Source organism: Vulcanococcus limneticus LL, assembly GCF_943369875.1.
In the GTDB taxonomy this organism is placed as follows: domain Bacteria; phylum Cyanobacteriota; class Cyanobacteriia; order PCC-6307; family Cyanobiaceae; genus Vulcanococcus; species Vulcanococcus limneticus_A.
On the sequence record NZ_CALROT020000009.1, the window covers coordinates 73,334 to 96,677 of the forward strand.

The window sequence follows — 23,344 nt, forward strand, 5'->3', positions numbered from 1 at the left end:
GCGATCGCCTTCGACTCGATCGCCGACGGGCTGGCCGCGATCCGCAACGGCGAGATGGTGGTCGTCGTGGACGACGAGAACCGCGAGAACGAGGGCGACCTGATCTGCGCCGCCCAGTTCGCCACCCCCGAGCAGATCAACTTCATGGCCACCGAGGCCCGGGGCCTGATCTGCCTGGCGATGGAGGGCGAGCGGCTCGACGCCCTGGAGCTGCCGCTGATGGTGGCCCGCAACACCGACGAGAACCAGACCGCCTTCACCGTCAGCGTCGACGCCGGCCCGGAGAACGGCGTGTCCACCGGCATCTCCGCCGAGGACCGGGCCCGCACGATCCAGGTGGCGATCCATCCGGCCACCCAGCCGGCGGACCTGCGCCGCCCCGGCCACATCTTTCCGCTGCGGGCCCGGCCCGGCGGGGTGCTCAAGCGCGCGGGCCACACCGAGGCGGCCGTGGATCTCTCGCGCCTGGCCGGCCTCTATCCGGCCGGGGTGATCTGCGAGATCCAGAACGTCGACGGCTCGATGGCGCGGCTGCCCCAGCTGGTGGCCTACGCCCGCCGCCATGGGCTGCGGCTGATCAACATCGCCGATCTGATCCGCTACCGGCTCGAGACCGAGCGCTTCGTGCGGCGCCAGGCGGAGGCGGCCCTGCCCAGCGCCTTCGGCCAGTTCCGGGCCATCGGCTACCGCAACGAGCTCGACGGCAGTGAGCACGTCGCCATCGTCAAGGGCCATCCCGAAGCCGCCACGGGAGCGGTGCTGGTGCGGGTGCACAGCGAATGCCTCACCGGCGATGCCTTCGGCTCCCTGCGCTGCGACTGCCGGCCCCAGCTGGAGGCCGCCCTGCGCATGGTCGAGGCCGCCGGCGAAGGGGTGGTGGTGTATCTGCGCCAGGAGGGACGCGGCATCGGCCTGATCAACAAGCTGCGGGCCTATTCGCTCCAGGACGGCGGCCTCGACACGGTGGAGGCCAACGAACGGCTCGGCTTCCCCGCCGATCTGCGCAGCTACGGCGTGGGGGCCCAGATCCTCAGCGACCTGGGCGTGCACCGGCTGCGGCTGATCACCAACAACCCGCGCAAGATCGCCGGTCTGGGTGGCTACGGCCTGCAGGTGGAAGACCGGGTGCCCCTGGTGATGGATGCCGGCCTGCACAACGCCGACTACCTGCAGACCAAGCAGGCCAAGCTCGGCCACCTGATGGAGACCCCGGGCCGCAACGGACCCGGCGCCTCCCCGGAAGCACCTGCCCCCAGCTGCCGTCTGGGTCCGGCGGCGGTGCTGGCCTGGCAGTGGGCCGGGGAGGGGGAGCTGGACCCCGCCGAGCTCACCGACCACTGGCAGGACCTGCGCGGCTGGGCCGCAGATCAGGGCCTGGACCTCGAGCTGGAGGAGCACCCACGGGTGCTGGCGCTGCTGGATCAGCCCAGCCTGTCGGTGCTGTTGACGGGCAGCTCAGAGCCCGGGCTGGCGGAGGCCCTGCACCGCATGGCCGCCTGGCCCACCACCGCCAGCGTGAGCCTGCTGCTGGCCCCCGACAGCCAGCGCACCACCCACCCCAGCAACACGCTGGAAGCCCAGCGGCGGCCCCTGGTGGAACTCGCCGCCGAGAAGCCGGCGCTGCGAATGGCACCGGGCACGCTGATCCGTTGGTGCTGAGATCCGCTGGTGCTGAGCGGAGCGGGATTGGGCTGATCCGTCTGTGTTGATCAGTCTGGGCTGATCCGTCTGGGCTGATCAGTCTGGGCAGATCAGCCCTTGTCGAGGAACCTCGCCGGAGCTGTGTCGGCGGGGTGTCTTGGCAACGTGTGTCGGCGGAGCAATCTCGCCGATCAGCCCTCGATGGTGACCTTGTTGATGCGGGTGCCGTTCTTCAGCGCCATCACCACATCCAGGTTGCCGGTGAGGCCGAACACGGTGTGCACACCATCGAGGTGGGGCTGGGCCTCATGGCAGATGTAGAACTGCGAGCCACCGGTGTTCTTGCCGGCGTGGGCCATGGCCAGGGTGCCGGCCTGGTGCTTCTGGGCGTTGATCTCGCAGTCGATCTGGTAGCCGGGGCCGCCGGTGCCGGCCACGCCGCGGGCGCCTTCGCGGCTGTTGGGGCAGCCGCCCTGGGCCATGAAGCCGGGGATCACGCGGTGGAAGGCCAGCCCGTCGTAGAAGCCGTCCTTGGCGAGCTTCACGAAGTTGGCCACGGTGTTGGGCGCGTCGGCGTCGAACAGCTCCAGTTCGATGCGACCGGCATCGGTGTCCATCACGGCCTTGGTCACGGCTGCATCCTGCAAACGACCCCAAGTATGCGTGTCGCCCCGCAGGGGCCGGGGCCGCTGCCTAGAGGGAGGTCGTCGGCAGCACAGCCGGGCCCCATCAGCGGCGAACGCCGTCCGGTAGAACGGATTCACTGCCCGTGGGGATCGCCCCGCCCCAACGCCGATGAGCTTCAGCCCCGGTCTCGACCTCACCCAGGCCCGCCTCGGGGTGCTCGGCGGCAGCGGGCTGTACGCCATGGAGGGCCTGGAGGACATCCAGGAGATCGCCGTCGACACCCCCTTCGGCCAGCCCTCCGACAGCCTGCGGCTCGGACGCCTGGGCGGGATTGAGGTGGTGTTCCTGGCGCGCCATGGCCGCCACCACAGCTTCACCCCCTCCGAGGTGCCCTACCGGGCCAACATCTGGGCCCTGCGCTCCCTCGGCGTGCGCTGGATCTTGTCCCCCTCGGCGGTGGGCTCGCTGCAGCCGGAGGTGCGGCCGCTCGACATGGTGGTGCCCGATCAGTTCATCGATCGCACCCACCAGCGGCCCCTCACCTTCTTCGGCGAGGGCGCCGTGGCCCACGTTGCCCTGGCCGATCCCTTCTGCCCCACCCTCAGCCGCCTGCTGGCGGATGTGGCCGACAGCCTGATGCCCGAGGGCCGCCACCTGCACCGCGGCGGCACCTACCTGTGCATGGAGGGTCCGGCCTTCTCGACCCGGGCCGAATCGAACGTCTACCGCAGCTGGGGCTGCGCGGTGATCGGCATGACCAACCACACCGAGGCGCGGCTGGCGCGGGAGGCGGAGATCGCCTACGCCACCCTCGCCATGGCCACCGACTACGACTGCTGGCACACCGACCACGACAGCGTCAGCGTGGAGATGGTGATCGGCAACCTGCGCAGCAACGCCGAGCTGGCCCAGCAGATCGTGCGCACCACCGCCGAGCGGATCGCCGCCCAGCGGCCGGCCAGCAGCGCCCACTCAGCCCTGCGCGATGCCCTGATGACGCCCAAGGACCAGGTGCCGATGGACACCCGCCGCAAGCTCGACCTGTTCACGGCCCCCTACTGGGGCGAGCTGACCTGAGGGCAGGCTGAGCCGAGGACAAGACGCCGGGTCGACCGGGCGCGGTGTGCTCGCGGCCGCTCAGTTCAGGCCTCGAGCGCCCGCCGCAGCAGCCCACCCGACGCCTCCAGGCGCCGGCGCCCCTCCTCGGGCTCCAGGCCGGTGAGGGCCAGCAGCAGCGCCAGCTTCACCGAGCCGCCGCTGCGCTCCAGCAGGGCCGCACCCTCCGCGCGCTCCACCCCAGCCAGGTCGGCGAGGATGCGCAGGGCGCGGTCCTCGAGCTTGCTGTTGGTCACCGCCACGTCGACCATGCGGTTGGCGTAGACCTTTCCGAGGCGCACCATCACGCCGGTGGAGAGGATGTTGAGGGCCATCTTGGTGACGGTGCCCGCCTTGAGCCGCGTGGAGCCGGCCAGCAGCTCGGGGCCCGTGAGCAGGCGGATCTCGATATCGCTGGCCATGGGCACCTGCTCGGCGCTGACGCAGGCCATCGCCACCGTGAGCGCCCCGAGGGAGCGGGCGTAGGCCAGGCCGCCGTGGACGTAGGGGGTGGTGCCGCCGGCGGCGATCCCCACCAGCGCATCGGCGCCGCTGAAGCCGCGGGCCTCCAGGTCGGAGCGGCCGCCGTCGGCCAGATCCTCCAGACCCTCGGAGCTGCGCAGCAGGGCGGAAGCCCCGCCGGCCAGCACCCCCTGGACCAGCTCCGGTGGGGTGCAGAAGGTGGGCGGGCACTCGGCCGCATCGAGCACCCCCAGGCGCCCGGAGGTGCCGGCCCCCAGGTAGAAGAGCCGGCCACCCTGGCGCAGCCGATCGGCGATCGCGTCGATGGCGGCGGTGAGGCCCTCGGCGGCACCGGCCAGGGCCTCCTGGGGGCGACGGTCCTCGTCGATGAACAGCTGCACGAGCTGGGCGGTCTCGAGGCGATCGAGCTCGCTGCTGCGGGGGTTGGGCTGTTCGGTGAGCAGGTGGCCGCGGCTGGAGCTGCCGCTGGCGGCGGAGAACGGGGTTCCGCTCACAGCAGGCCCTCAAGCCGGCGGCGGAAGTCCTCCAGCTCGGCATCGCCGCTGCTGATCGGACCGTCCTGGGGCGCGGCGGCGGCGGATCCGCTCACCAGGGTGGCGCCGCCGGCCTGGGGCTCGCCGTCCTCCCGTTCCTGCCAGCTGGTGACGTCCATGTTCTTCTCCGGCGGCGCGATTAGCAGCCGCTCCTCCGGCGACTGGGGCAGGAAGCCGGCCGGCACGAAGCGTGCCTGGTAGCCCGCCTGGGCGCAGAACTGCTCCATCTCGGCCCGGTCGAGGGCCTCCACCGTGGGCAGCGGGAAGTCCTGGGCCTCCAGCAGACCGGCATAGCGCTCGGCGTCGTCCCGATCCTCGAACAGCAGCACCACCGTGGTGCCGTTCAGTTCGAGCGAGTGGATTCCCTCGTTGTCGCTCCCGGCATCAAAGAGCAGGACATGCACCGGCATGGCGGAGGGCGATGGAGGGCTCCGCCAGTGTCTCACCGATCGCCGATCCCGTGGCGGGGGTCGGTTGGCCTGCAAAGGTGTGGGAGTGAACGGGGTGGCGGCAGTCGGGGTGCCGGCGGTCAGGCCTGCTCTTCGGCCGCCAGCTGCTGCAGCCGCCCGTAGAGGGCCTCCTCCGCCTCGCTGAGTTCGGTGGGCACCACCAGGCGGATCTCCACCAGCTGATCGCCCCGCTCACTGCCGCGCTCCAGGCCCCGGCCCCGCAGCCGCAGCAGGCGGCCGCTGGAGGAGCCGGGCGGCACCCGCAGCTGCACGGGCCCCTGCAGGGTGGGCACCACCGCCACGCAGCCCAGGGCGCCATCGGCCGGCGCCAGCTCCAGCTGGTAGAGGACCCGCAGGCCATCGATGCGCAGCCCCTCCGCCGTGCGCACCCGCAGCTGCAGGAAGTGGTCGGCGCCACCGGGGGCCACGCCCGCCAGCCGCAGCCGCCAGCCATCGCCGGCCAGGGGCGGGGTCCAGACCTCCAGCGCGGTGCCATCCGCCAACTCCAGCTCGACCCGCTCGCCGGCCAGGGCCTGCTCGGGGCTGAGGTCCACCAGGGTCTCCTGATCCGTGGCGGCCACCACCGGCGGCGGCGCGGGGGCCGCGGCGGTGACGGAACCGCCAGCCGGCGACTCCGCGGCTGGCCGGGTCCGGGCCTGGGCAGCTCCCGGCTCCCCATCGCCCTGCCAGGCGCCCTCGGGCTCGTCCGCCTCGGATGCCTCCGGGCCCCCCCAACCGCCATCGGCTGACCGCGGGGCCCGGCGGCGACGGCCGAACAGCTCATCGAGGTAGTCCTCGAAGGCGGGGAAGCCCGAGGCAAAGGGATCGAGACCGGCGGCGGCGGCCTCGGACCCGGCGAGCCCCTGCTCCCAGGCCGCCCGGCGCGCCGGATCGCTGAGCACCGCATAGGCCGCATTCACGGCCTTGAAGCGCTCCTCCGCCACCGGGTCGTTGCCGTTGAGGTCGGGGTGCCAGCGGCGCGCCTGCTGGCGGAAGGCCCGCTTGAGGCTGCCGGCATCGGCGCCGGGCTCCAGGCCGAGCACGGCCCAGAGGTCCGTGGCCTCGCTGAACGACGTACCGGCCCGCATGGGCATCAGACCTCAGCCCAGGGGTCGTCGTGGGGGCCGCCGCCTGGCCGCGCCGGCTCCGGCACGTAGCGGCGCTCCTCGTAGGAGCGGCTCTCGTGGCCCTCGCCGGCGAAGGAGTCCTCGTCGTCGTCGGCCACCGGGGCCGTCCGGCGGGAACCGCTCCCCTGGCGGGGATCCGGATCACGCTCCCAGCGCTCCTGCTCGGACCAGCGATCGGACTCGGGTTCCGGCCGTTCGCGTCCCCAGGTGGACGCGGTGGACGGGCGGTCCCACTCGGAGCCGCGCTCCCAGCTGCCGTTGCCCCGACCGCGCTCCGCAGCGGACCCATCCCAGTTCGGGCGCTGCCGCTCCTGGCCCTGCAAGTCCGGGCGGTCCCAGGCCTGACGGTCCCAGCCGGAGCCGCCGCGCTCGCGCTCGCTACGGGCCGCCGACCAGGAGGGCTCGGCCCAGGGGTCCCGGTAGCGGCCGCCAGTGCCGCCCCGGTCCCAGTCGTCCCAGTCGTCGTCGGCGAACAGCTCGTCCTTGAGGGAGCCGAGGGTGTTCTTGAGGCCCTGCAGCGGGTTGCTCTCCACCTTGCGCTCGCTGGCCAGGCGGCGGTTCAACCCATAGAGCGACTCCTGCAGCTGGCTCACCGCCAGATCCAGTGCGCCCAGGTCGCCGCCGTCACGGGCATCGGCGGCGATCAGATCCTGCACGTCGCGCACGGCGATCTCCACCGCCCGCTGCTGGCGCTCGGCGCCGTAAGGCCCCAGCTCCAGGGCGGCATCGCGCAGGCGGCGTTCCGCCTGGGCCACCAGGGTCTGGGCCCGGTTGCGGCGGTCGATCTCGGCCCGTTTGCGCCGATCCTCCGTGGCCTTCTGCTCGGCCTCGGTGATCAGGGTCTGGATCTCGTCCTCACTGAGGTTGGAGCCCCCCTGGATGCTCACGCTCTGCTGGCGGCCCGTGGTGCGGTCGGTGGCCGACACCTGCAGCAGCCCGTTGGCGTCGATGTCGAAGGACACCTGCACCTGGGGCACGCCGCGGGGCGCCGGAGGGATGCCGGAGAGCCGGAAGCGGCCCAGGCTCTTGTTGCCCTCGGCCATCTGGCGCTCGCCCTGGAGCACGTGGATCTCCACGGAGCTCTGGTTGGCCTCGGAGGTGCTGAACACGTCGCTCTTGCGCACCGGGATCGGCGTGTTGCGCGGGATCAACACCTTCATCACGCCGCCGATCGTCTCCAGACCCAGCGACAGCGGCGTGACGTCGTTGAGCATCAGGTCGCGCAGCTCGCCGGTGAGGATGCCGGCCTGCACGGCCGCGCCGATCGCCACCACCTCATCGGGGTTCACCGACTGGCAGGGCTCCAGCGGGATCAGGGTGCGCACCATCTGCTGCACCATCGGCATGCGGGTGGAGCCGCCCACCAGCACCACGTCGTCGATGTCCTCCGCGGCCAGGCCCGAATCGCGCAGGGCCCGCTGCACGGGGCGCAGCAGCCGATCCAGCAGGTCGGGGCAGAGGCTCTCGAAGCGGGAGCGCTCCAGGGTGGTCTCGATGTGCAGCGGGCCGGCGTCGCCGGTGGCGATGAAGGGCAGGGAGATCGGCGTGCTGCTGACGCCCGAGAGCTCGATCTTGGCCTTCTCGGCCGCCTCGGTGAGCCGCTGCAGGGCCTGGCGGTCGCGGCGCAGGTCGAGGCCGTGCTCGGCCTGGAAGCCATCGGCCAGCCAGTCGACGATGCGGCGGTCCCAGTCGTTGCCGCCCAGCTGCGTGTCGCCGCTGGTGGCCTTCACGTCGAACACGCCCTGGGCGATGCGCAGCACAGACACGTCAAAGGTGCCGCCGCCCAGGTCGAACACCAGCACCCGCTTCACCGTGCTGCGGTCGAAGCCGTAGGCCAGGGCCGCCGCCGTGGGCTCGTTGAGGATCCGCTCCACGGCGATCCCCGCCAGGCGGCCGGCATCGCGGGTGGCCTGGCGCTGGGCGTCGTTGAAGTAGGCGGGCACGGTGATCACCGCCGCCTCCACCGGTTCGCCGAGGTAGGTGGCGGCGTCGTCCACGAGCTTGCGCAGGATGCTGGCCACCAGCTCCTCCGGCGCGTATTCGCGCTCGGTGGCCGGACACACGACCCGCACGTTGCCGGTGTCGTTGGCCCGCACCGTGTAGGGCACCGCCAGGCTGCCGTCGTCGAGCTCCTCCCACTGGCGCCCCACGAAGCGCTTGAGGTTGGCGAAGGTGTTGCGCGGATTGAGCACCAGCTGGCGCCGGGCCAACTGCCCCACCAGCAGCTCCTGGTCCTTGCTGAAGCCCACCACCGAGGGGGTGGTGCGTCCGCCCTCGGCGCTGGCGATCACCTGGGGACGGCCGCCCTCCAGGACCGCCACCACGGAGTTGGTGGTGCCCAGGTCGATGCCGACGATCCGCCCCATGGATCCCTGAATGGAAGCCCCAAACTAACGGTCCCACCGCCGAACTCCAGGCCAGCGGTCCCCGGGGAGCCACAGGCGCTGGCGATCCGCAGCGCTGGGGCTCCATCAGCAGCCCCGCAAACGCCACGGTGCCGTTATGCCGTGCGGGCCCCATTGGCCCTGCTGGCACCATCCAGGGCCTGCAGGTTCCTGTGCCGACCACACAACAAAAAAGCCGCCCGAGGGCGGCTCTTTGAAACGGAGAGGGAGGGATTCGAACCCTCGATAGAGTTGCCCCTATACAGCATTTCCAGTGCTGCGCCTTCGACCACTCGGCCACCTCTCCGCGAGGGGCATGTCACAGACCAACAGAAGTTCCGTTGATGTCTGGAGTGGGGCAACGGTGAGAATGTAGCAGTCGCCCCCTCCCGCTCCGCCCGCCGGCCATGCCGTTCAGCAGCACCCCCTCGAGCGCCAGCCGCAGCCATCCGATCACGGTGCACTGGCGCCAGGAAGGGCGCACGATCCGCCTGGAGGTGCCCGAGGGCGAGTACATCCTGCGCAGCTTCGAGCAGCAGGGGGAGCCGCTGCCCTTCAGCTGCCGCAACGGCTGCTGCACCGCCTGCGCCGTGCGGGTGATTGCCGGGGAGATCGACCAGCGGGAATCCCTGGGCCTGTCGCGGGAGGTGCGCCGCAAGGGCTTTGGCCTGCTGTGCGTGGCCCGGGCCCTCGGCCCCCTGGAGGTGGAGACCCAGGACGAGGACGAGGTGTACGAGCTGCAGTTCGGACGCCACTTCGGCCGTGGCAAGGTGCGTCCCGGCCTGCCCCTCGACGACGAATGAGCCTGAGCGCCAGCCTGCCCCCGCGCCTCAGCGACGCGGCCCGCGAGGGCTCGGGCCTGCCCGATGCCGAGCTGGAGCGGCTGGCCGGCGTCGCCCGGAGGGCGGCGGAGGCCGGCGCGGCGGAGCTGCGGCGCCATTTCGGCCAGCTGGAGCAGATCCGCGAGAAGGGCCGGGCCGGCGATCTGGTCACCGAAGCGGACGTGGCCGCCGAGCGGGCCGTGCTGGCGGTGCTGGAGGCCGAGACGCCGGACCTGGGCGTGCTGGCGGAGGAGAGCGGCCGTCGGGCCGGCGCCTCGGAGCTGGAGTGGTGCGTCGATCCGCTCGATGGCACCACCAATTACGCCCACCGCTATCCCTTCTTCGGCACCTCGATCGGGCTCACCTGGCGCGGTCAGCCGCTGCTGGGGGCCCTGGCGGTGCCGGCCCTGGAGCAGCTCTACTGGGCGGCGCCGGGCCTGGGGGCCTGGTGCAACGACGCCCCGATCCAGGTGAGCGGCTGCAGGGCGCTGGCGGAGTCGCTGCTGGTGACCGGCTTCGCCTACGACCGCCACACCCGCCTCGACAACAACTACGCCGAGTTCGCCCACTTCACCCACCGCACCCGTGGGGTACGGCGCGGCGGGGCGGCGGCGGTGGATCTGGCCTTCGTGGCGGCGGGCCGGCTCGATGGCTACTGGGAGCGGGGGCTCTCCCCCTGGGATCTGGCCGCCGGCGTGGCCCTGGTGGAGCAGGCGGGCGGGGTGGTGTGCGCCTACGACGGTGGCCCGGCGACCCTGGCCGCCGGCCGCCTGATCGCCTGCACCCCCGGCCTGCGCCAGAGCCTGATCGACGGCCTGGCGGCCTGCCGTCCCCTCAGCGGCGTCAGCTTCGGCGCGCCCGAACTGGATGGCGCCGACCCGGGGCCGGGCTGAGCCGGCGCTGAGCTGGCGCAGGGCACCCCGGGGGCCGATCCATAGGATCGTGCCCGATCTCCGTCGCCGCCCCTCCCCATGGCCCTGCAACCCGCCGCCGGCGCCAGGGACCTCAATCCGCGCCAGGTGGAGGGCAACCGGCGTCTCTGCGACCAGCTGGCGGAGGTCTACCGCCTGTGGGGTTACCAGGAGGTGGCACCCCCGACGGTCGAGCGCCTGGAGACCCTGGAGGCCGGTGGCGGCATCGCCAGCCGGGAGCTGGTGCGCCTGGCCGCCGATGAACCCCTGGGGCTGCGGCCGGAGATGACCGCCTCGATCGCCCGGGCCGCCTGCACGCGGCTGGCGGCCCGGCCCCGGCCCCTGCGGCTGTGGAGCAGCGGCGTGGTGTTCCGCAGTGGCGTGGGCGATGCCGGCGGCCAGCGGATCGAGGAGCAGCTCCAGAGCGGCGTGGAGCTGCTCGGCAGCGGCGCCAGCAACGGCGACCCCAACGGCGTTGTGGCCGGTGTGGCCGATGCGGAACTCCTGCGGCTGCTGCTCGCCTGCCTGCGGCGGGTGGGCATCACGGCCGCCCACCAGCCCCGCCTGCTGCTCGGCCACCATGGCGTGCTCTCGGCCCTGCTCGATCAGGTGCCCGCGGAGCAGCGCACCGCGGCGCGGAAAGCCCTCACCGGCTTCGATCCGCTGGCGCTGGCGGCGCTGGAGCTGCCCCAGCGCCAGCGCCAGGGGCTGCAGGCCCTGATGCGGCTGCGGGGCGAACCGGTCGCCGTGCTCTATCAGCTTGAGCAGCAGCTGGGCCCCTGCGCCCTGCTCGACGACCTGGATGCCACCCTCAAGGCCATCGCGCCGGTGGCGGCGGCCCAGGGGGTGACCCTGCAGCTCGATCCGAGCTTCCAGCCCCACTTCGACCTCTACGACGGGCTGGTGCTCAAGCTCGTCTGCCAGGGGGCCGACGCGCCGGTGGAGCTGGCCAGCGGCGGCCGCTACGACGCCCTGGTGGGGCGCTTCAGCAGCGAGCAGGACCGCTCCAGCGCCTCCGGCATGGGCTTCGGCTTCGCCGTGGAGGCGCTGCGGGAGCTGCTCGATGGGGAGGTCGCCGACCCTGCACCGCAGCCGCCGGTGCTGGTGGCCTACGCCAATGCCCTGGCGCTGCCCGCCGCCCTGGATCGGCTCGAGCAGCTGCATGGGGCCGGCCAGCGGGCCGAGCTGCTGGCGGAACCCTGCCCGACGCGGGCCAGCGCCGAGGCCATCGCCAGCGGGCGCGGCTGCGCCGGCAGCGTCTGGGTGGAGCCCGGCGCTGCCTAGGATCCGGCCCAGCCCATCGCCCGAGACGCCCATGGCCCACACGATCCTCACCGACGTCTGCGAGGGCGTGGCGGATTGCGTGGATGCCTGCCCGGTGGCCTGCATCCATCCCGGCCAGGGTGCCAACGTGAAGGGCACCGGCTTCTACTGGATCGACTTCGACACCTGCATCGACTGCGGCATCTGCCTGCAGGTGTGCCCGGTGGCCGGAGCGATCGTGCCGGAGGAGAAACCCGAGCTGCAGCGGGCCGGCTGACCACCGCCGCTGCCGCCCAGCCCCCAGTCCTGGAGACGGCCGATGCGCGATCCCCTGCCCCGCCCGCTCCGCCAGCCGTTGGTCGAACCGGTGGCGACCTGCACGCTGCACCGCCGCCATGGCCAGCACCGTGGGTTGGTTCAGCTCCTGCTGGGGCTCTGCTGTGTCCTGCTGCTGCTGATCAGCGACCCGGCCAGCGCCGCCAGCTTCGACGCGGGCGGTGCGGCCAGTGCCCTGCGGCCGCGCGGCACTCCCACCCAGCAGCTGGACGACGAGGCGATGCCCGAGCTGCAGCTGTTCGACAGCGCCGGATCGCCACAGCAGGACGAGCTGCTGCCTCCCCTGGGCCCGATGGGCTCCCCGGGGCTGGGCGGCGACCTGTTCGGGGAGTAGCCCAGGAGGTCGCCGCCGGCCGGTCAGCCCTGGAGCGCGTGGGGGCCGGCGGAGCCGGCGTCAGCGCGCCAGCAGGCCGAGGGCTCCCAGGGAGGCCACGCCGCCGCTGAGGGCAAGAAGCAGGGCCAGGGCACGGGTCCAGGCCTGGGGCATCCGGCCCAGGGCCAGGAAGCTGCCGCCGCTCACCAACACCGAAGCGCCCAGGGCGCCGACCCACCAGCCCAGGGCAGCGCCCGCGGCTGGAGCTTCAAGGCCGTGGAGCATGGCGTGGCTGGCCACGGCGGCGGCCACCAGACCTCCGCCAACGGCCTGAGGCGTGGCCCCATGGGAGCGGACGCCGCGCAGCACCAGCAGGGCCACAGCCGCGATCGCCAGGGCCGCCAGCAGCTCCAGACCGGGAACACTGGCGCCCAGGGCCCCGGCCACGCCGCCCGCCACCGCGCCCGCCAGGGCCCAGAGCAGCAGCTGGCTGGAGAGCTGGGAGGCCGCCGCCCCCACCGCGATCAGCAGCAGGAGATGGTCGGCCCCGGAGATCGGATGCAGGAATCCGGAGGCGAGGCCGCCGCCGGCCAGCTGGTGCGCCTGGGCCGGTTGACCCAGCAGCAGCAGCGCCAGGGCGGACGTACCGCCAAGCAGGGTCAGGGACCTGGGGGACAGGGTCGGGGTCATCGAGGGAGCCGGTCCGCGCCGGAGAGGAAAGACAGCAGGCGGTGAGCGTTCTGACTGAGGAAGCGGTGGGCCTCCATCACAGCTGCGGGACAGCGCCGGACTCGCCGCAGACCAGGCCTGCGGCCCACCGGACTTTCCTCGTTACCTCCAGGGCGTGACCCACTGGAACCGCTCAATCCATTCTGCCCTGGCTGCCGTGGAGCCGCCGTTGCCGGGGGTCGCGACACGGCCTGGGGCAACCCTGCACCGTCAGGGGCAGAAATCAAGCCAGAGCCACACACCGCCCCACCACACAGACCTCCAGAAGAGGTAGCCAGGAGACGCGAAGACCCTCAACACGGAGTGCATCCAGGCGCAATCAGACCTCAGGTGTTCACGGGCGCCAGAGGCCAGCCACGCTTGTGCGGCCGACCCAGGACCGCTAGGGTTAAGTAGTGCCGTGCCGGTGCTTTGACCACGTCCGTCGTGCAACTGAGTGGACGTTTTTTACAGCCCCTCAGAGTGACATTGGCTGCCCAGACTCCGAGGCCTACGGTTGGCCTGAGCTGGTCGCCCCCATGGCAGGCAAGGTCGCCCAACCAAGCACACTCAGCGGCGACACGGTCGACGGCGAGAGGGTTGATGGCGACACGGCCAACGGCGGCACGGTCCATGGTGGCGCAGCCAACGGTGGCGCGGACCGGCTGCTGGAGGGGTTCCACATCCTGGCTGAGCTGAGCAACGCCGATCTGGTGATCGCCGAGCTGCCGAGTGGTCGCTTCATCGACTGCAATGCCAGCGCCCACCAGCGACTGGGCTACAGCCGCGACGACTTCCTGGCCCTGCGTCCCGAGCAGCTCCAGGCCGATCCCGACCACGACGGCGCCTGGGTGGCCGAGAAGGTGGCCGCGATCCTGCGGGAGGGAGGCGGCGCCTTCAACACGCGTCACCGCTGCAAGGACGGCACGGTGCTGGATGTGACGGTGTCCCAAAGCGTCTGTGAGCTCAACGGCCACCAGGTGCTGGTGTCGGTGGTGACGGATCGCACCCAGACCGAACGGATCAGCCGCGAACTGAAGGCCACCACCCGGCTGTTCGATGACAGTGAACGGCTCAGTGGCATCGGCTCCTGGTCGTACCACTTCAGCGGTGAACGCACACGCTGGTCAGCCCAGACCTATCGCATCTGCGAACTGGATCCCGCCAGGGCGAAACCCAGCATGGAGGCCTACGCCAGCCTGGTGCACCCGGATGATCGGGCCCAGTGGCGGCGCGACTTCTTCATGGCGGTGGATCGGGGCAGCGTGTTTGAGAGCTGCCATCGTCTGCTTCTCGACCAGGGCCATCAGAAGATGGTGCGCGCCCGAGGCAAGGCCGAGTACGACAGCCGCGGCAATCCCAGCGTGGTGGTGGGAACCCTGGAAGACATCACCCACCAGGTGGAGCTGCAGCACTCGATCGAGCAGATGCGCAGCAACGATCCGCTCACGACCCTGCCCAACAAGCTGGCATCCCTGCAACATCTGGAACAGATCCTGCGGGGGCGCGCCTACAACGCCACGCTGGCCCTGTTGAGCATCGACATCGATCGCTTTCAGGAACTCAACGACAACTTTGGACCCGAAGTCGGCGATCGGCTACTGGTGGCCATGGCCGAGCGCCTGCGCCAGATCGCACAGGCCGACGACTGGCTGGCGCGGCTGAGCAGCGATGAATTCCTGGTGATCCGCAGTCGCGGTGTGATCTCGCTGGGGGAGGCGATCAAGGCGGGTCGCCACCTGCAGAGCCAGCTGCAGGCTGGGCCGCCCCTCATCCCTGAACTGCCGATCAACCCCAGCGTGTGCGTGGGGATCAGCACGTTTCCGGAGCATGGCGACACGGCACAGCAACTGATCCAGTCGGCGAACACGGCCCTGATGGAGGCCAAGCACCAGGGCCATGGCCAGCTGCGGGCCTATTCCACGGCCCTCAGCCACCAGATCCGCGACCGCATGCAGCTCGACACCGAGCTGAACCGCGCCCTGGACAGTGATCAGCTGCGGCTCTTGGTGCAGCCCCAGACCCACAGGAACGGTCAGCTCGTGGGTGGTGAGGTGCTGCTGCGTTGGACCAATCAGCGGGGCATTCAGGTGCCCCCCTCCCAGTTCATCCCCGTGGCCGAACAGAGCGGCATGATCTTTCCGATCAGCCGCTGGGTGCTGGATCAGACCCTGGAGCAGATCGCCAGCTGGCATCGGCTGGGCCTCACGGTGCCGGCCCTGGCGATCAACATCTCCACCCGCCTGTTTGACGGCGGTGATCGCCAGCTGGTGCACCAGCTGCTCGATGCCCTGGAGGCACACGCACTCTCCCCGCAGCATCTGGAGCTGGAGATCACCGAAACGGCCCTGATCGCCAATCCCCTGCAGACCCGCGAACAGCTGCGCGAACTCGCGGATCAGGGCTTCCGCATCGCCATCGACGACTTCGGCACCGGCTACTCGTCGCTCGATCTGCTGCGCACCCTGCCCGTGCACAAGCTGAAGATCGACCGAGCCTTCACCCAGATGATCACGGCGGCCCCGGAAGATCAGGCCATCGTGCAGGCCACCATCACCCTGGCGCTCGGACTCGGGATGCAGTGCATCGCCGAAGGGGTGGAAACCGAGGAGCAGCGGGCCACCCTGGAGGGCTTCGGCTGCGAGCTGTATCAGGGCTACCTCTGCGGCAAACCCATGGGTCTGGAGGCCTTCGGCGCGCTGCTGCAGACCCCGGCCCCAGCCAGCGCCTGCGGCCCCGCCGTGCTGGGGGCCGGCACCAGCCTGGAGCTGGAGCGGCAGCTCGAGCCCGCCGCCATGCCGCTGCGCTCCGGGGCCTCCAGCTTCGAGCAGCTGGAGGTGCTGCGCCATTCGCTCGATGTCTCCCCGGATGCCTACTTCCTGCTGCAGGCCAGCTACGGCGCCATGGGCGCCATCCTCGACTTTGTGGTGCTGGAGGCCAACCAGGCCGCCTGCCACTACCTGCAGCAGGAACGCGAAACGGTGATCGGCCAGCGCATCTCCACGCTGTTGCCGAATCTGCAGGGCAGTGGCCTGCTGGATCAGTGCATCGAGTGCCTGCGCAGCGGAGCCGCCCTGGAGCTCAACGACTTTGCCTACGGGCAGCATGGGGCCGCGGAGGCGGTGCGGGTCTATGACCTGCGGGGCTATGCCAGCGGCAATCTGCTCACGCTCACCTGGCGCGATGTGACCAGCCGCAGCCAATCGGTGCGCAGCCTGGCCGATGCGGCGGCCCTGTATCAACTGCTGGCCGAGAACCTGGTGGAGGTGATCGTGCTGCTGGGCATCGATCAGCGGGTGCGCTGGGTGTCACCGTCGCTGCAGGGGATGACGAACTGGGCACCGGAGCAGTGGCTGGGCCAGTCGTTTTCCGACCTGTTCGTTTCGGCCAGCGGCACGCCGGAGCCCGTGCGGCTGGAGCAGTGGCTGGCGGGCCACGGCCATGTGCGGCAGGGTCGCCTGCGCATGGCGGATCCCCGCGGCGGCTGGTGCTGGGTGGAGCTCAACCTGCGGCGCCTGCAGGGCCACAGCCTGCGGGCCAGCGACCAGGCCAATCTGGCCGGCCTGCCGGCCGATGCCCTTGAGCAGGGCTATGTGCTCACCCTGCAGACCGCCGATGAGCAGGTGATGCAGGAACGGCGGTTGCATCAGCAGGCCAACACCGATGAACTCACGGGCCTGCGCAACCGCAGCAACATCTTTGGCTGGCTCCAGCAGCGGATTGATCACGATCCCCAGCAGATCCAGCCGATCGCCCTGCTCTTCTGCGATTTCGACAACTTCAAGGCCATCAACGACACCTATGGCCACGGCGTTGGCGATGCGGTGCTGCGCGGTGTGGCCAAGCGTCTGGCCTGCGGCATCCGCGATCAGGATCTGGCGGGTCGCATCGGCGGCGATGAGTTCCTGGTGGTGCTCGATGGGGTGCGCAGCACCGCCGACAGCCTGCAGGTGGCGGAGAAGCTGCGGCGGCTGGCCGCCGAGCCGATCGAACTCGGCCCGGTGCGCCTCACCCCGACCCTCTCGATCGGGGTGGCCCTGCACGCCAAGGGGGAGGATTCGGACCTGCTGCTCCGGCGCGCGGACCGCGCCATGTATGCCGCCAAGGACCAGGGCCGCAACACCGTCATGGCCCTGTAATCGCCTCTGGCGCGGGGATCGGAATCACGCGGTTGCGCCCCACGCGCTTGGCCTCGTACATCGCCGCATCGGCCCGGGCGATCAGGGCATCGCTGTCCTCGCCCGGCTGGGCCAGGGTGACGCCGATGCTCAGGCTGATCTGCAGCTCGCCGGCGGCCGTGGCCACCGGCGCCAGGGCCGCCAGGCGGATCGTCTCGGCGATGGCCACGGCGCTGTCCAGGTCGCGCACCCCCTGCAGCACCACCAGCAGCTCATCGCCCCCCAGCCGGGCCGCCAGATCCTGGCTGCGCAGGCAGCCCCGGATCCGCTCGGCCAGCACGCGCAGCAGCTCGTCACCGGCGGCGTGGCCGTGGCGGTCGTTGATCGACTTGAAGGCGTCCAGGTCGCAGAACAGGGCGGCCGTGTGCTGGCCGCTGCGGGGGATGTGGCCGGTGCAGGAGTCGATGCGGGCCAGCACCTCGCGGCGGTTGAGCAGGCCGGTGAGCTCATCGGTGCGGGCCATGCGGGCCAGCTCCTGCTCGGCCTGCACCTCCGCATCGATGGTGCGGAAGGAGGCCACCACGCCATCAATGGCGCCGCTGGCCAGACGGAAGGCGCAGGCGTGGGTTTCGGCCCAGTGCCAGCGGCCATCCTTGGCCCGCACCCGGTCGCGGGCCACGACCGTGCCGCCCGCGCGCAGGACCTCCAGGTTGGCGCGATAGTCGTCGGCCTGGCCCTGGTGCTCCAGAAACTCGGTGCCGAGCCGGCCGATCCACTCCGCCGGCTCCCAGCCCAGCATCGCCGTCAGCGACGGCGACACCCAGCGGATCGTGCCGTCCTCCGCCAGCTGCAGCACCACATCGGAGGAGTTGTCGGCCAGCAGGCGGAATTGCTGCTCCGACGCCGCCAGGCGACGGGCCGCCTCCACCCGATCGCTCACATCGCGCCAGGTGCAGCTGAGGTCGTCGCCGACCCGGACCACCCGCAGGTCCCACCAGCCCTGCCGGCCCGTCGCCCCGCGCTGGAAGGGCACCTCATTGAGCGCCAGGGGTTCACCGCTCTCCAGCACCACGGCGCAGCGGCCGAACAGGTCGATGGCGGGATCGGCGGGCAGCAGCTCCGCCAGGGGGCGGCCGAGCAGCTGATCCTGGGTCTGCTGCAGGTCGGAGCCGGCGGCCAGGTTGGCATCGCGGCAGAGGAACTCCAGCGGGCGACCGGCGGCGTCGCGCTGCGGCTCCAGGGTGATGTGGGGATCCAGCAGCGACTCGAGGGTCAACGCCAGCTGGGCCCTCTCCTGGCGCAACTGCTGCTCGGCCCGGTTGCGCTCGCTGATGTCCACCAGCGCCACCACCACCTGGTCCTCCAGCAGCAGGGCGCTGATCAGCACGTCCTTGACGCGGCCGTCGTGGCAGGTGACCGCATACTCCCTGGGGACCACCAGACCGCCGTTCCGGCTGGCCTGGGCCAGGTCCTCCTGCCACTGCAGCCGGTTGGCCCGGCGCTGGTCGGGATCGGGGAAAGCCCGCCGGAACCAGTCGTCCTGGGAGGCCACCTGCTCGGGCGCATAGCCGAAGGTGCTGGTGAACAGGCGGTTCAGAAAGGGAAGCTCGGGCGCGTCGATGGCGCTGGAGGTGATGATCGGGATGGGCAGATAGTCGAGGATGCGTCGCAGCCTGGCCTCGTTGTCCTGCAGGCGCTGCTGGGTGACGATCCGCTCGGTGATGTCGATCAGCACCCCCTCCCACACGGTGCTGCCATCGGGGAGCTGGCGCGGAATCGACTCGGCGCTGATCCAGCGCACCTTGCCCTCCACCACGATCCGGGTCTCGCCATAGAAGGGCGACTTGGTGGCGAACACCGCGGCATTGCGGGCCAGCCAGGCGTCGTAGTCGTCCGGGTGGACGCAGGCGAAGGCGTTGAGGGGATCGGCGGTGGCGGCCTCGCGCTCCAGCCCGCAGATCTCCAGGAAGCGCTCGCTCATGAACACAAACGACGCCAGGCCGCCATCCGGAGGCTGCAGCATCGTGTAGGTGCCCACGGGGATGGCCTCGGTGATCGCCAGGGCGGTCTCGGCCAGCTCCAGGCGGGCCTGCTGCAGTTGCCGTTCCGCCTGACGCCGTTCGGTGATGTCGAGCATCGAGATCACGAGCTGCTCCTGGAGCACCACGGCGCTGAACACCACGTCGCGGCGGCGGCCATCGGCGGCCGTCACCTCGGCTTCGATCGTCTCCACCGTGCCCGCTTCCTGGCGTGCCCGCTCCAGGGCCACGGCCCAGCGGCCCATGATCTCGGCGCGGTAGGCGGGGTCGGGATAGGCGAGCCGCGACCAGTCCGACAGCCTGGGGATGGTGTCGCGGTCGTAGCCCAGGGTGCGAACAAACTGGCGATTCAGATAGGTGATCGCAGGGTCGGCGTCCGTGAGGGAGTTGACCGCAATCGCAATCGGCGCGTTGTCGAGCAGGCGCTGCAGATCCAGCTCCTTCTGTTTCAGGGCCGTGATGTCACTCATCACCCCCTGCCACACGCAGCTGCCATCGGACTGGGGCTGGGGCATGGATTCGATCCGCGCCCAGGTCACGGCTCCGTCGATCCGCAGGCGGCCCTCCCAGTGCAACGGCGCGCCGGTGTCGATGCTCTCGAGCATCTGCTGCTCAAAGCTGTCGCGATCCTGCGGATGGAGGCGATCGCGAACCAGGGACTCCTGCGCGAGCACCTCCTCCCGGGTGAGCTGCAGCATCTCCAGCAGGCGGCGACTGACGAACAGGAACTCCTTCTCACCCGCCGCTGTGATCCGCAGCGCGTAGAGCCCCACCGGCACGCTGTCGGTGACGGCCAGGGCCCAGCTGCTGCGGCTGCGCACCACCTTCGGTCCCGCTACGCCGATGGGCAGCACAGGTTGCCAGGAGAGCGGCGCCGGGCCGCCGGCGGGGTCGTGGCTCAGGGAGCAGGCGACGCTGGGGTCGGGGTCGATGGGAGCCGCCTTGCCGTAGAGCCAGCCCTGGCCGTGGTTCCAGCCCAGATCCAGCAGGAAGGCCGCCTCCGCCGCCGACTCCACCCCCTCGGCCACCGTGTCCAGGCCCAGGCCCTCGGCCAGACCAGCCAGGGCCTGGGCCAGCCTCACACTCTTCTGATCGCCCGTGGCGATCGCCGCGGTGAAGGAGCGATCCAGCTTGATGGCGTGGATCGGCAGATCGCGCAGATGGCTGATCGAGGAGAACCCCGTGCCGAAGTCGTCGATCAGCCAGCGCACCCCCAGGGCCGCCAGTTCCTCGATCGTGGCCTTCACCGCGGGAGTCAGCGTCAGCAGGTCGGACTCGGTGATCTCCAGATGAAGCCGCGTCGCCGGCAGGCCGTCCTGCTCCAGCCACTGGCGCACCGTGTCGGCCAGACCCGGATGGCTGAGGGTGGAGGGGGTCACATTCGCCGCCACGCACTGATGGGGCGGCAGGCCCGCCAGGGCGGTGAGGCTCTGGCGCAGCACCCGCAGATCGATCCCGGTGGCGAGGTTGGCGCGGCGGGCGGCAGGCAGAAAGGAGTCGGGCATCGCCACGCTGCCGTCGGGCTGCGGCCAGCGCACCAGCGCCTCGTAGCCGCACAGGGCGCCGGTGTCGAGGTCCACCTGCGGCATGAACCAGGCCTGGAAAGCATCGCCCTCCAGGGCCAAGCGGATCCGGGCCTGCAGCGCCAGCTCGCCCCGCGCCGCCTCGCTGAAGGCCTGGTCGCCAAAGGCCACCCGGTCCCGCCCCTCGGCGGCGGCCTGGCGCATGGCCAGGCTGGCATCGCGCAGCAGTTCGTCGGCGTCCTGGCCGGCTTCGGCGATGGCGATGCCGATGCTCACCGAGGGCTCGATGCGGTGATCGCCGTAGGTCAGGCTCCCCTTGCAGGCGAGGCGCAGCTGCTCGGCCAGCGTGGCGGCTTCGGCCACCGAGCCCAGGTCCGGCAGCAGCAATAGAAAGGTGTCGGCGGTGCCACGGGTCAGCAGCGGCGCCTGGGGGACGGCCTCGGCCAGCCGCGCGGCCAGGGTGGCGATCAGCAGGTCGCCGGCCCGGTGGGTCAGGGCGTCGTTGATCTGGGTGAGCCGATCGATGCCGATGCTCAGGATCGCCAGCAGCCCCTCGCTGTCGCCGCGCTCGGCCAGGGCCGCCTCCAGCCGCGCCACCATCACGCCGCGGTTGGCCAGGCCCGTGAGCGGATCGGTCTGCAGGGCCTGCTTGGCGCTGGAGAGATCGAGGATCTGAACGATGAACAGCGGCTCCAGCTGCTCCTGCTGACGCAGACAGGAGACCGAGACCTGACCCCAGATCACATGCCCGTCGGCATGGATGTAGCGCTTCTCGAGCTGGAAGCTGTCGCGCTGGCCCGCCAGCACCTCCTCCACCAGGCCCAGGCTCTCGTGGAGATCATCGGGATGGGTGACATCCCGCAGCAGCATCTGGCCCAGGGTCTGCTCGTCGCGCCCCAGCAGGCGGCAGAGGGCGGGGTTCACCGCCAACAGGCGACCCTCCGGCGTGACCAGCGCCATGCCCACGGCCGCATGGCGCATCACCTGCTCGAACAGCGCCTCCCGGCCGGCCGCCGTGAGGGGCACAGCACCAGGCCCTGAGTTCAGGCCGCCGAAACGGGAAGGGGCCGCATCACCAGCCGTCAGCCCCACCTCTGCCCTGTTGCAACTTTTGTTGGGTAATTAACCACAGGTAGGTCGCTACCGCAAAAGGAAGCTGGACGGGACGCGGCGGCCCAGGAGGCCCCGCGCTCTTCGGTCCTGCCGGCGATGGCCAGCGCCACCCCTCGAGCCGCGGTGGATCACCGGCTCGATGGGATGGCGCTGGGCTTCTGATCCAGCAGACCCTGCACCTGATGCTCATTCCAGCCCTCGCCGCGCCAGCGCTCGCCGAGGGCAGCGGCCACGGCGCTCACCAAGAACAGCAGCGGCAGGAGGCCCGGATCGCCCTGGAGGGTGAACACGAAGGCGGCACAGAACAGCGGGCAGCCATGGGCAGCGGCAAACAGGGCGGTGGCGCCCACCGCCGCCAGCTGGGCGAGCGCCTGGCTGTCCAGCCCCGGCAGTCCCTGCAAGGGGCTGATCAGCAGGGCACCGAGGCTCATGCTGTCGTGCATCAGGCCGCCGGGGGCCCCCAGCGCCAGGCTGAGCACACTCGAGAGCAGGCGCCAGAGCCAGAGCAGCGGCGGGCCCACGCTGTCGCCGGCGAGGGCCGCCGCCAGCGAGAGAGAGCCGTCGTTGAGGCTGAGGCCGCCGCTGGCCAGCGCCAACGCGGTGAGTGCACCCGCCAGCAGCAGCGTGCCCAGCAGCCGGCGCTGCCCCAGCAGGCGTTTCACCGCCGCCGCCGCCGGCAGCAGCAGCCGCACCAGCAGGGCGCCGGCGGCCGCGCCCACCAGGGTGAGGGCAGCGGCCCAGCCCCACACCTGCGGTGGCAGCGGCCCGAGGGCCAGGCCCGGCAGGCGCGCCGGCTGGCCCATGGTGGTGGCCACCAGCGTGCCGCTGCCCGCCAGCAGCAGCGCCGGCAACACCAGCGGCAGGCCACTGCGCTGGCCCAGCTCTTCCAGTCCGTAGGCGACGGCCAGCAGGGGGGAGCGAAACGCCGCGCCGAGGCCGGCCGCGCCACCGATCACGGCCACCAGCGACGGCGAGAGGGAGGCCAGCAGCTGAAACCCCGGCCAGCGGCGCCGGATCGCCAGCAGCAGGCTGGCCCCGAGCGCCACCGACGGTGACTCCACGCCCACCGCCAGTCCCCCCAGGTGGGTGAGCAGCATCAGGGGCAGCCGCCGCAGCTGGGTAGCCAGGCTGAGCTGCTGCAGCCAGAGCTCCTCGTGCCCGGGCCGCTCGGCGTCGGGGGCGCGATCGAGGGCGAGCAGCGAGGCCGTGCCACCGCCCCGGCCGCCGGCCAGCGGGCCCCAGGCCAGCAGGATCAGCAGGCTGGTGGCCGCAAACACCAGCAGACATCCGAGCAGCGGCTGGGGCTGGGGCGCCAGCCACAGGCCCCGTTGCAGGCGGAAACCGAGTTCCGAGAGGGCCTGGTAGGGCCACAGCAGAACGCCAAACACCAAGCCCAGCAGCAGCCAGCTGCTCAGCGCCGCCATGGCGGAACGGGGTTGCGTCAAGGCGAAGGCGCAGGGAACCAGTGGCTCCATGCTGAACGGGCTGGCTCGACCCGGCAGCGCGTCAGCGCTGCAGCAGCCAGCGCAGCAGCGACAGGCCGATGATCAGGCCGATGCCGGCGTTCCACAGCCAGGACGGCCGCTCGGCAAGGCGCTGCAGCCAGGGCGGCAGCTGCTCGCGCCAGTGCTGCAGGGCCAGCACCGCCAGCAGCAGCACCAGCACGGGAAGGCCGATCGCCAGCACCAGGTCCTGCAGCATCGACCCTCCCCTCTGGCGGCACCGTAGCCAGCCGCTGCCAGGGCTGCAGCGGCGACAGCGGCGGGTGATCTGGGGCACTGTCTGCCACCGCTTCGACCGCGCCTCAGCTGGCCCCAAGCGACTCCATGGCTGGTCAGCCCCAGTGGCGTGGGCGGCTAC

General features: G+C 71.4%; 17 protein-coding genes, 1 tRNA gene and 1 riboswitch. Of the genes, 8 read left to right on the top strand and 10 right to left on the bottom strand.

The genetic code is table 11. The features are described from left to right. The first annotated feature begins 54 nt into the window (after positions 1 to 54). The gene (gene ribBA / locus ACLV7J_RS11185) at positions 55 to 1,659 is read left to right on the top strand and encodes a bifunctional 3,4-dihydroxy-2-butanone-4-phosphate synthase/GTP cyclohydrolase II (protein WP_411869263.1); all 1,605 of its coding nucleotides are present in this window, start codon (positions 55 to 57) and stop codon (positions 1,657 to 1,659) included. 173 nt (positions 1,660 to 1,832) lie between these two features. Here ribBA and ACLV7J_RS11190 read toward each other — a convergent pair whose 3' ends face one another. Beyond that, positions 1,833 to 2,273: a peptidylprolyl isomerase gene (locus tag ACLV7J_RS11190; RefSeq protein WP_411869174.1), complete on the bottom strand. Its 441-nt coding sequence runs from the start codon at positions 2,271 to 2,273 to the stop codon at positions 1,833 to 1,835. A 163-nt stretch (positions 2,274 to 2,436) separates the two neighbouring features. Between ACLV7J_RS11190 and ACLV7J_RS11195 the strand changes: the two genes are divergently transcribed. Beyond that, on the top strand, positions 2,437 to 3,345 hold the full coding sequence (locus tag ACLV7J_RS11195) for an S-methyl-5'-thioadenosine phosphorylase (protein WP_411869175.1): 909 nt from the start codon (positions 2,437 to 2,439) through the stop codon (positions 3,343 to 3,345). Between the two features lie 65 nt (positions 3,346 to 3,410). On the opposite strand, the gene murQ is transcribed toward ACLV7J_RS11195, so the two are convergent. The 5 genes from murQ to ACLV7J_RS11220 form a co-directional block, all read right to left on the bottom strand. Beyond that, positions 3,411 to 4,340: an N-acetylmuramic acid 6-phosphate etherase gene (murQ, locus tag ACLV7J_RS11200; RefSeq protein ID WP_411869176.1), complete on the bottom strand. Its 930-nt coding sequence runs from the start codon at positions 4,338 to 4,340 to the stop codon at positions 3,411 to 3,413. Next, entirely contained in the window at positions 4,337 to 4,789 is a 453-nt protein-coding gene (locus tag ACLV7J_RS11205) for a DUF3110 domain-containing protein (RefSeq protein WP_411869177.1), read from the bottom strand. The genes murQ and ACLV7J_RS11205 overlap by 4 nt, the downstream gene beginning before the upstream one ends. Before the next feature lie 119 nt (positions 4,790 to 4,908). Continuing rightward, positions 4,909 to 5,922 carry a DnaJ domain-containing protein gene (locus ACLV7J_RS11210; RefSeq protein ID WP_411869178.1) on the bottom strand — a complete coding sequence of 338 codons (1,014 nt, stop codon included), beginning with the start codon at positions 5,920 to 5,922 and terminating at the stop codon, positions 4,909 to 4,911. Then, a complete protein-coding gene (gene dnaK / locus ACLV7J_RS11215) occupies positions 5,922 to 8,321 on the bottom strand; it encodes a molecular chaperone DnaK (RefSeq protein WP_411869179.1) in 2,400 nt (799 codons plus the stop codon). The genes ACLV7J_RS11210 and dnaK overlap by 1 nt, the downstream gene beginning before the upstream one ends. A gap of 238 nt (positions 8,322 to 8,559) precedes the next feature. Further along, positions 8,560 to 8,646 (bottom strand) — tRNA-Ser (locus tag ACLV7J_RS11220). 100 nt (positions 8,647 to 8,746) lie between these two features. On the opposite strand from ACLV7J_RS11220, the gene ACLV7J_RS11225 reads away from it, so the two are divergent. The 5 genes from ACLV7J_RS11225 to ACLV7J_RS11245 all read left to right on the top strand — a co-directional run bounded on the left by ACLV7J_RS11225 (position 8,747) and on the right by ACLV7J_RS11245 (position 12,004). Beyond that, complete coding sequence (locus ACLV7J_RS11225; RefSeq protein ID WP_411869180.1) at positions 8,747 to 9,142, top strand: 2Fe-2S iron-sulfur cluster-binding protein; 396 nt, start codon at positions 8,747 to 8,749, stop codon at positions 9,140 to 9,142. After that, positions 9,139 to 10,053, top strand: coding sequence for an inositol monophosphatase family protein (locus ACLV7J_RS11230; protein WP_411869181.1), 915 nt, complete (start codon positions 9,139 to 9,141; stop codon positions 10,051 to 10,053). The genes ACLV7J_RS11225 and ACLV7J_RS11230 overlap by 4 nt, the downstream gene beginning before the upstream one ends. A 78-nt stretch (positions 10,054 to 10,131) precedes the next feature. Further along, positions 10,132 to 11,355, top strand: coding sequence for an ATP phosphoribosyltransferase regulatory subunit (locus tag ACLV7J_RS11235; protein ID WP_411869182.1), 1,224 nt, complete (start codon positions 10,132 to 10,134; stop codon positions 11,353 to 11,355). 31 nt (positions 11,356 to 11,386) lie between these two features. Further along, the gene (locus ACLV7J_RS11240) at positions 11,387 to 11,611 is read left to right on the top strand and encodes an indolepyruvate ferredoxin oxidoreductase subunit alpha (protein ID WP_411869183.1); all 225 of its coding nucleotides are present in this window, start codon (positions 11,387 to 11,389) and stop codon (positions 11,609 to 11,611) included. A 90-nt stretch (positions 11,612 to 11,701) separates the two neighbouring features. After that, positions 11,702 to 12,004: a hypothetical protein gene (locus ACLV7J_RS11245; protein ID WP_411869184.1), complete on the top strand. Its 303-nt coding sequence runs from the start codon at positions 11,702 to 11,704 to the stop codon at positions 12,002 to 12,004. 60 nt (positions 12,005 to 12,064) lie between these two features. Here the strand turns inward: ACLV7J_RS11245 and ACLV7J_RS11250 are convergent, their stop codons facing one another. Next, entirely contained in the window at positions 12,065 to 12,673 is a 609-nt protein-coding gene (locus ACLV7J_RS11250; protein WP_411869185.1) for a HupE/UreJ family protein, read from the bottom strand. Positions 12,674 to 12,695: 22 nt separating this feature from the next. Further along, a riboswitch (cobalamin riboswitch) is annotated at positions 12,696 to 12,861 on the bottom strand. Positions 12,862 to 13,230: 369 nt separating this feature from the next. On the opposite strand from ACLV7J_RS11250, the gene ACLV7J_RS11255 reads away from it, so the two are divergent. After that, positions 13,231 to 16,830 carry a diguanylate cyclase domain-containing protein gene (locus tag ACLV7J_RS11255; protein ID WP_411869186.1) on the top strand — a complete coding sequence of 1,200 codons (3,600 nt, stop codon included), beginning with the start codon at positions 13,231 to 13,233 and terminating at the stop codon, positions 16,828 to 16,830. On the opposite strand, the gene ACLV7J_RS11260 is transcribed toward ACLV7J_RS11255, so the two are convergent. The 3 genes from ACLV7J_RS11260 to ACLV7J_RS11270 form a co-directional block, all read right to left on the bottom strand. Then, entirely contained in the window at positions 16,817 to 21,397 is a 4,581-nt protein-coding gene (locus tag ACLV7J_RS11260; protein ID WP_411869187.1) for a diguanylate cyclase domain-containing protein, read from the bottom strand. The two genes, ACLV7J_RS11255 and ACLV7J_RS11260, sit on opposite strands and share 14 nt — an antisense overlap. A gap of 215 nt (positions 21,398 to 21,612) precedes the next feature. Continuing rightward, complete coding sequence (locus ACLV7J_RS11265; RefSeq protein WP_411869188.1) at positions 21,613 to 22,929, bottom strand: chloride channel protein; 1,317 nt, start codon at positions 22,927 to 22,929, stop codon at positions 21,613 to 21,615. A 61-nt stretch (positions 22,930 to 22,990) separates the two neighbouring features. Continuing rightward, a complete protein-coding gene (locus ACLV7J_RS11270) occupies positions 22,991 to 23,185 on the bottom strand; it encodes a hypothetical protein (protein WP_411869189.1) in 195 nt (64 codons plus the stop codon). Between the last annotated feature and the right edge of the window lie 159 nt (positions 23,186 to 23,344).

What these genes read in the sequence shown, in the direction of transcription:
- ACLV7J_RS11235 (WP_411869182.1), top strand. Translation starts at nt 10,132, where the DNA reads ATGGCCCTGCAACCCGCCGCCGGCGCCAGGGACCTCAATCCGCGCCAG.
- ACLV7J_RS11195 (WP_411869175.1), top strand. Translation starts at nt 2,437, where the DNA reads ATGAGCTTCAGCCCCGGTCTCGACCTCACCCAGGCCCGCCTCGGGGTG.
- ACLV7J_RS11210 (WP_411869178.1), bottom strand. Translation starts at nt 5,922, where the DNA reads ATGCCCATGCGGGCCGGTACGTCGTTCAGCGAGGCCACGGACCTCTGG.
- dnaK (WP_411869179.1), bottom strand. Translation starts at nt 8,321, where the DNA reads ATGGGGCGGATCGTCGGCATCGACCTGGGCACCACCAACTCCGTGGTG.
- ACLV7J_RS11250 (WP_411869185.1), bottom strand. Translation starts at nt 12,673, where the DNA reads ATGACCCCGACCCTGTCCCCCAGGTCCCTGACCCTGCTTGGCGGTACG.
- ACLV7J_RS11205 (WP_411869177.1), bottom strand. Translation starts at nt 4,789, where the DNA reads ATGCCGGTGCATGTCCTGCTCTTTGATGCCGGGAGCGACAACGAGGGA.
- ACLV7J_RS11240 (WP_411869183.1), top strand. Translation starts at nt 11,387, where the DNA reads ATGGCCCACACGATCCTCACCGACGTCTGCGAGGGCGTGGCGGATTGC.
- ACLV7J_RS11225 (WP_411869180.1), top strand. Translation starts at nt 8,747, where the DNA reads ATGCCGTTCAGCAGCACCCCCTCGAGCGCCAGCCGCAGCCATCCGATC.
- ACLV7J_RS11230 (WP_411869181.1), top strand. Translation starts at nt 9,139, where the DNA reads ATGAGCCTGAGCGCCAGCCTGCCCCCGCGCCTCAGCGACGCGGCCCGC.
- ribBA (WP_411869263.1), top strand. Translation starts at nt 55, where the DNA reads ATGGTGGTCGTCGTGGACGACGAGAACCGCGAGAACGAGGGCGACCTG.
- ACLV7J_RS11255 (WP_411869186.1), top strand. Translation starts at nt 13,231, where the DNA reads ATGGCAGGCAAGGTCGCCCAACCAAGCACACTCAGCGGCGACACGGTC.
- ACLV7J_RS11270 (WP_411869189.1), bottom strand. Translation starts at nt 23,185, where the DNA reads ATGCTGCAGGACCTGGTGCTGGCGATCGGCCTTCCCGTGCTGGTGCTG.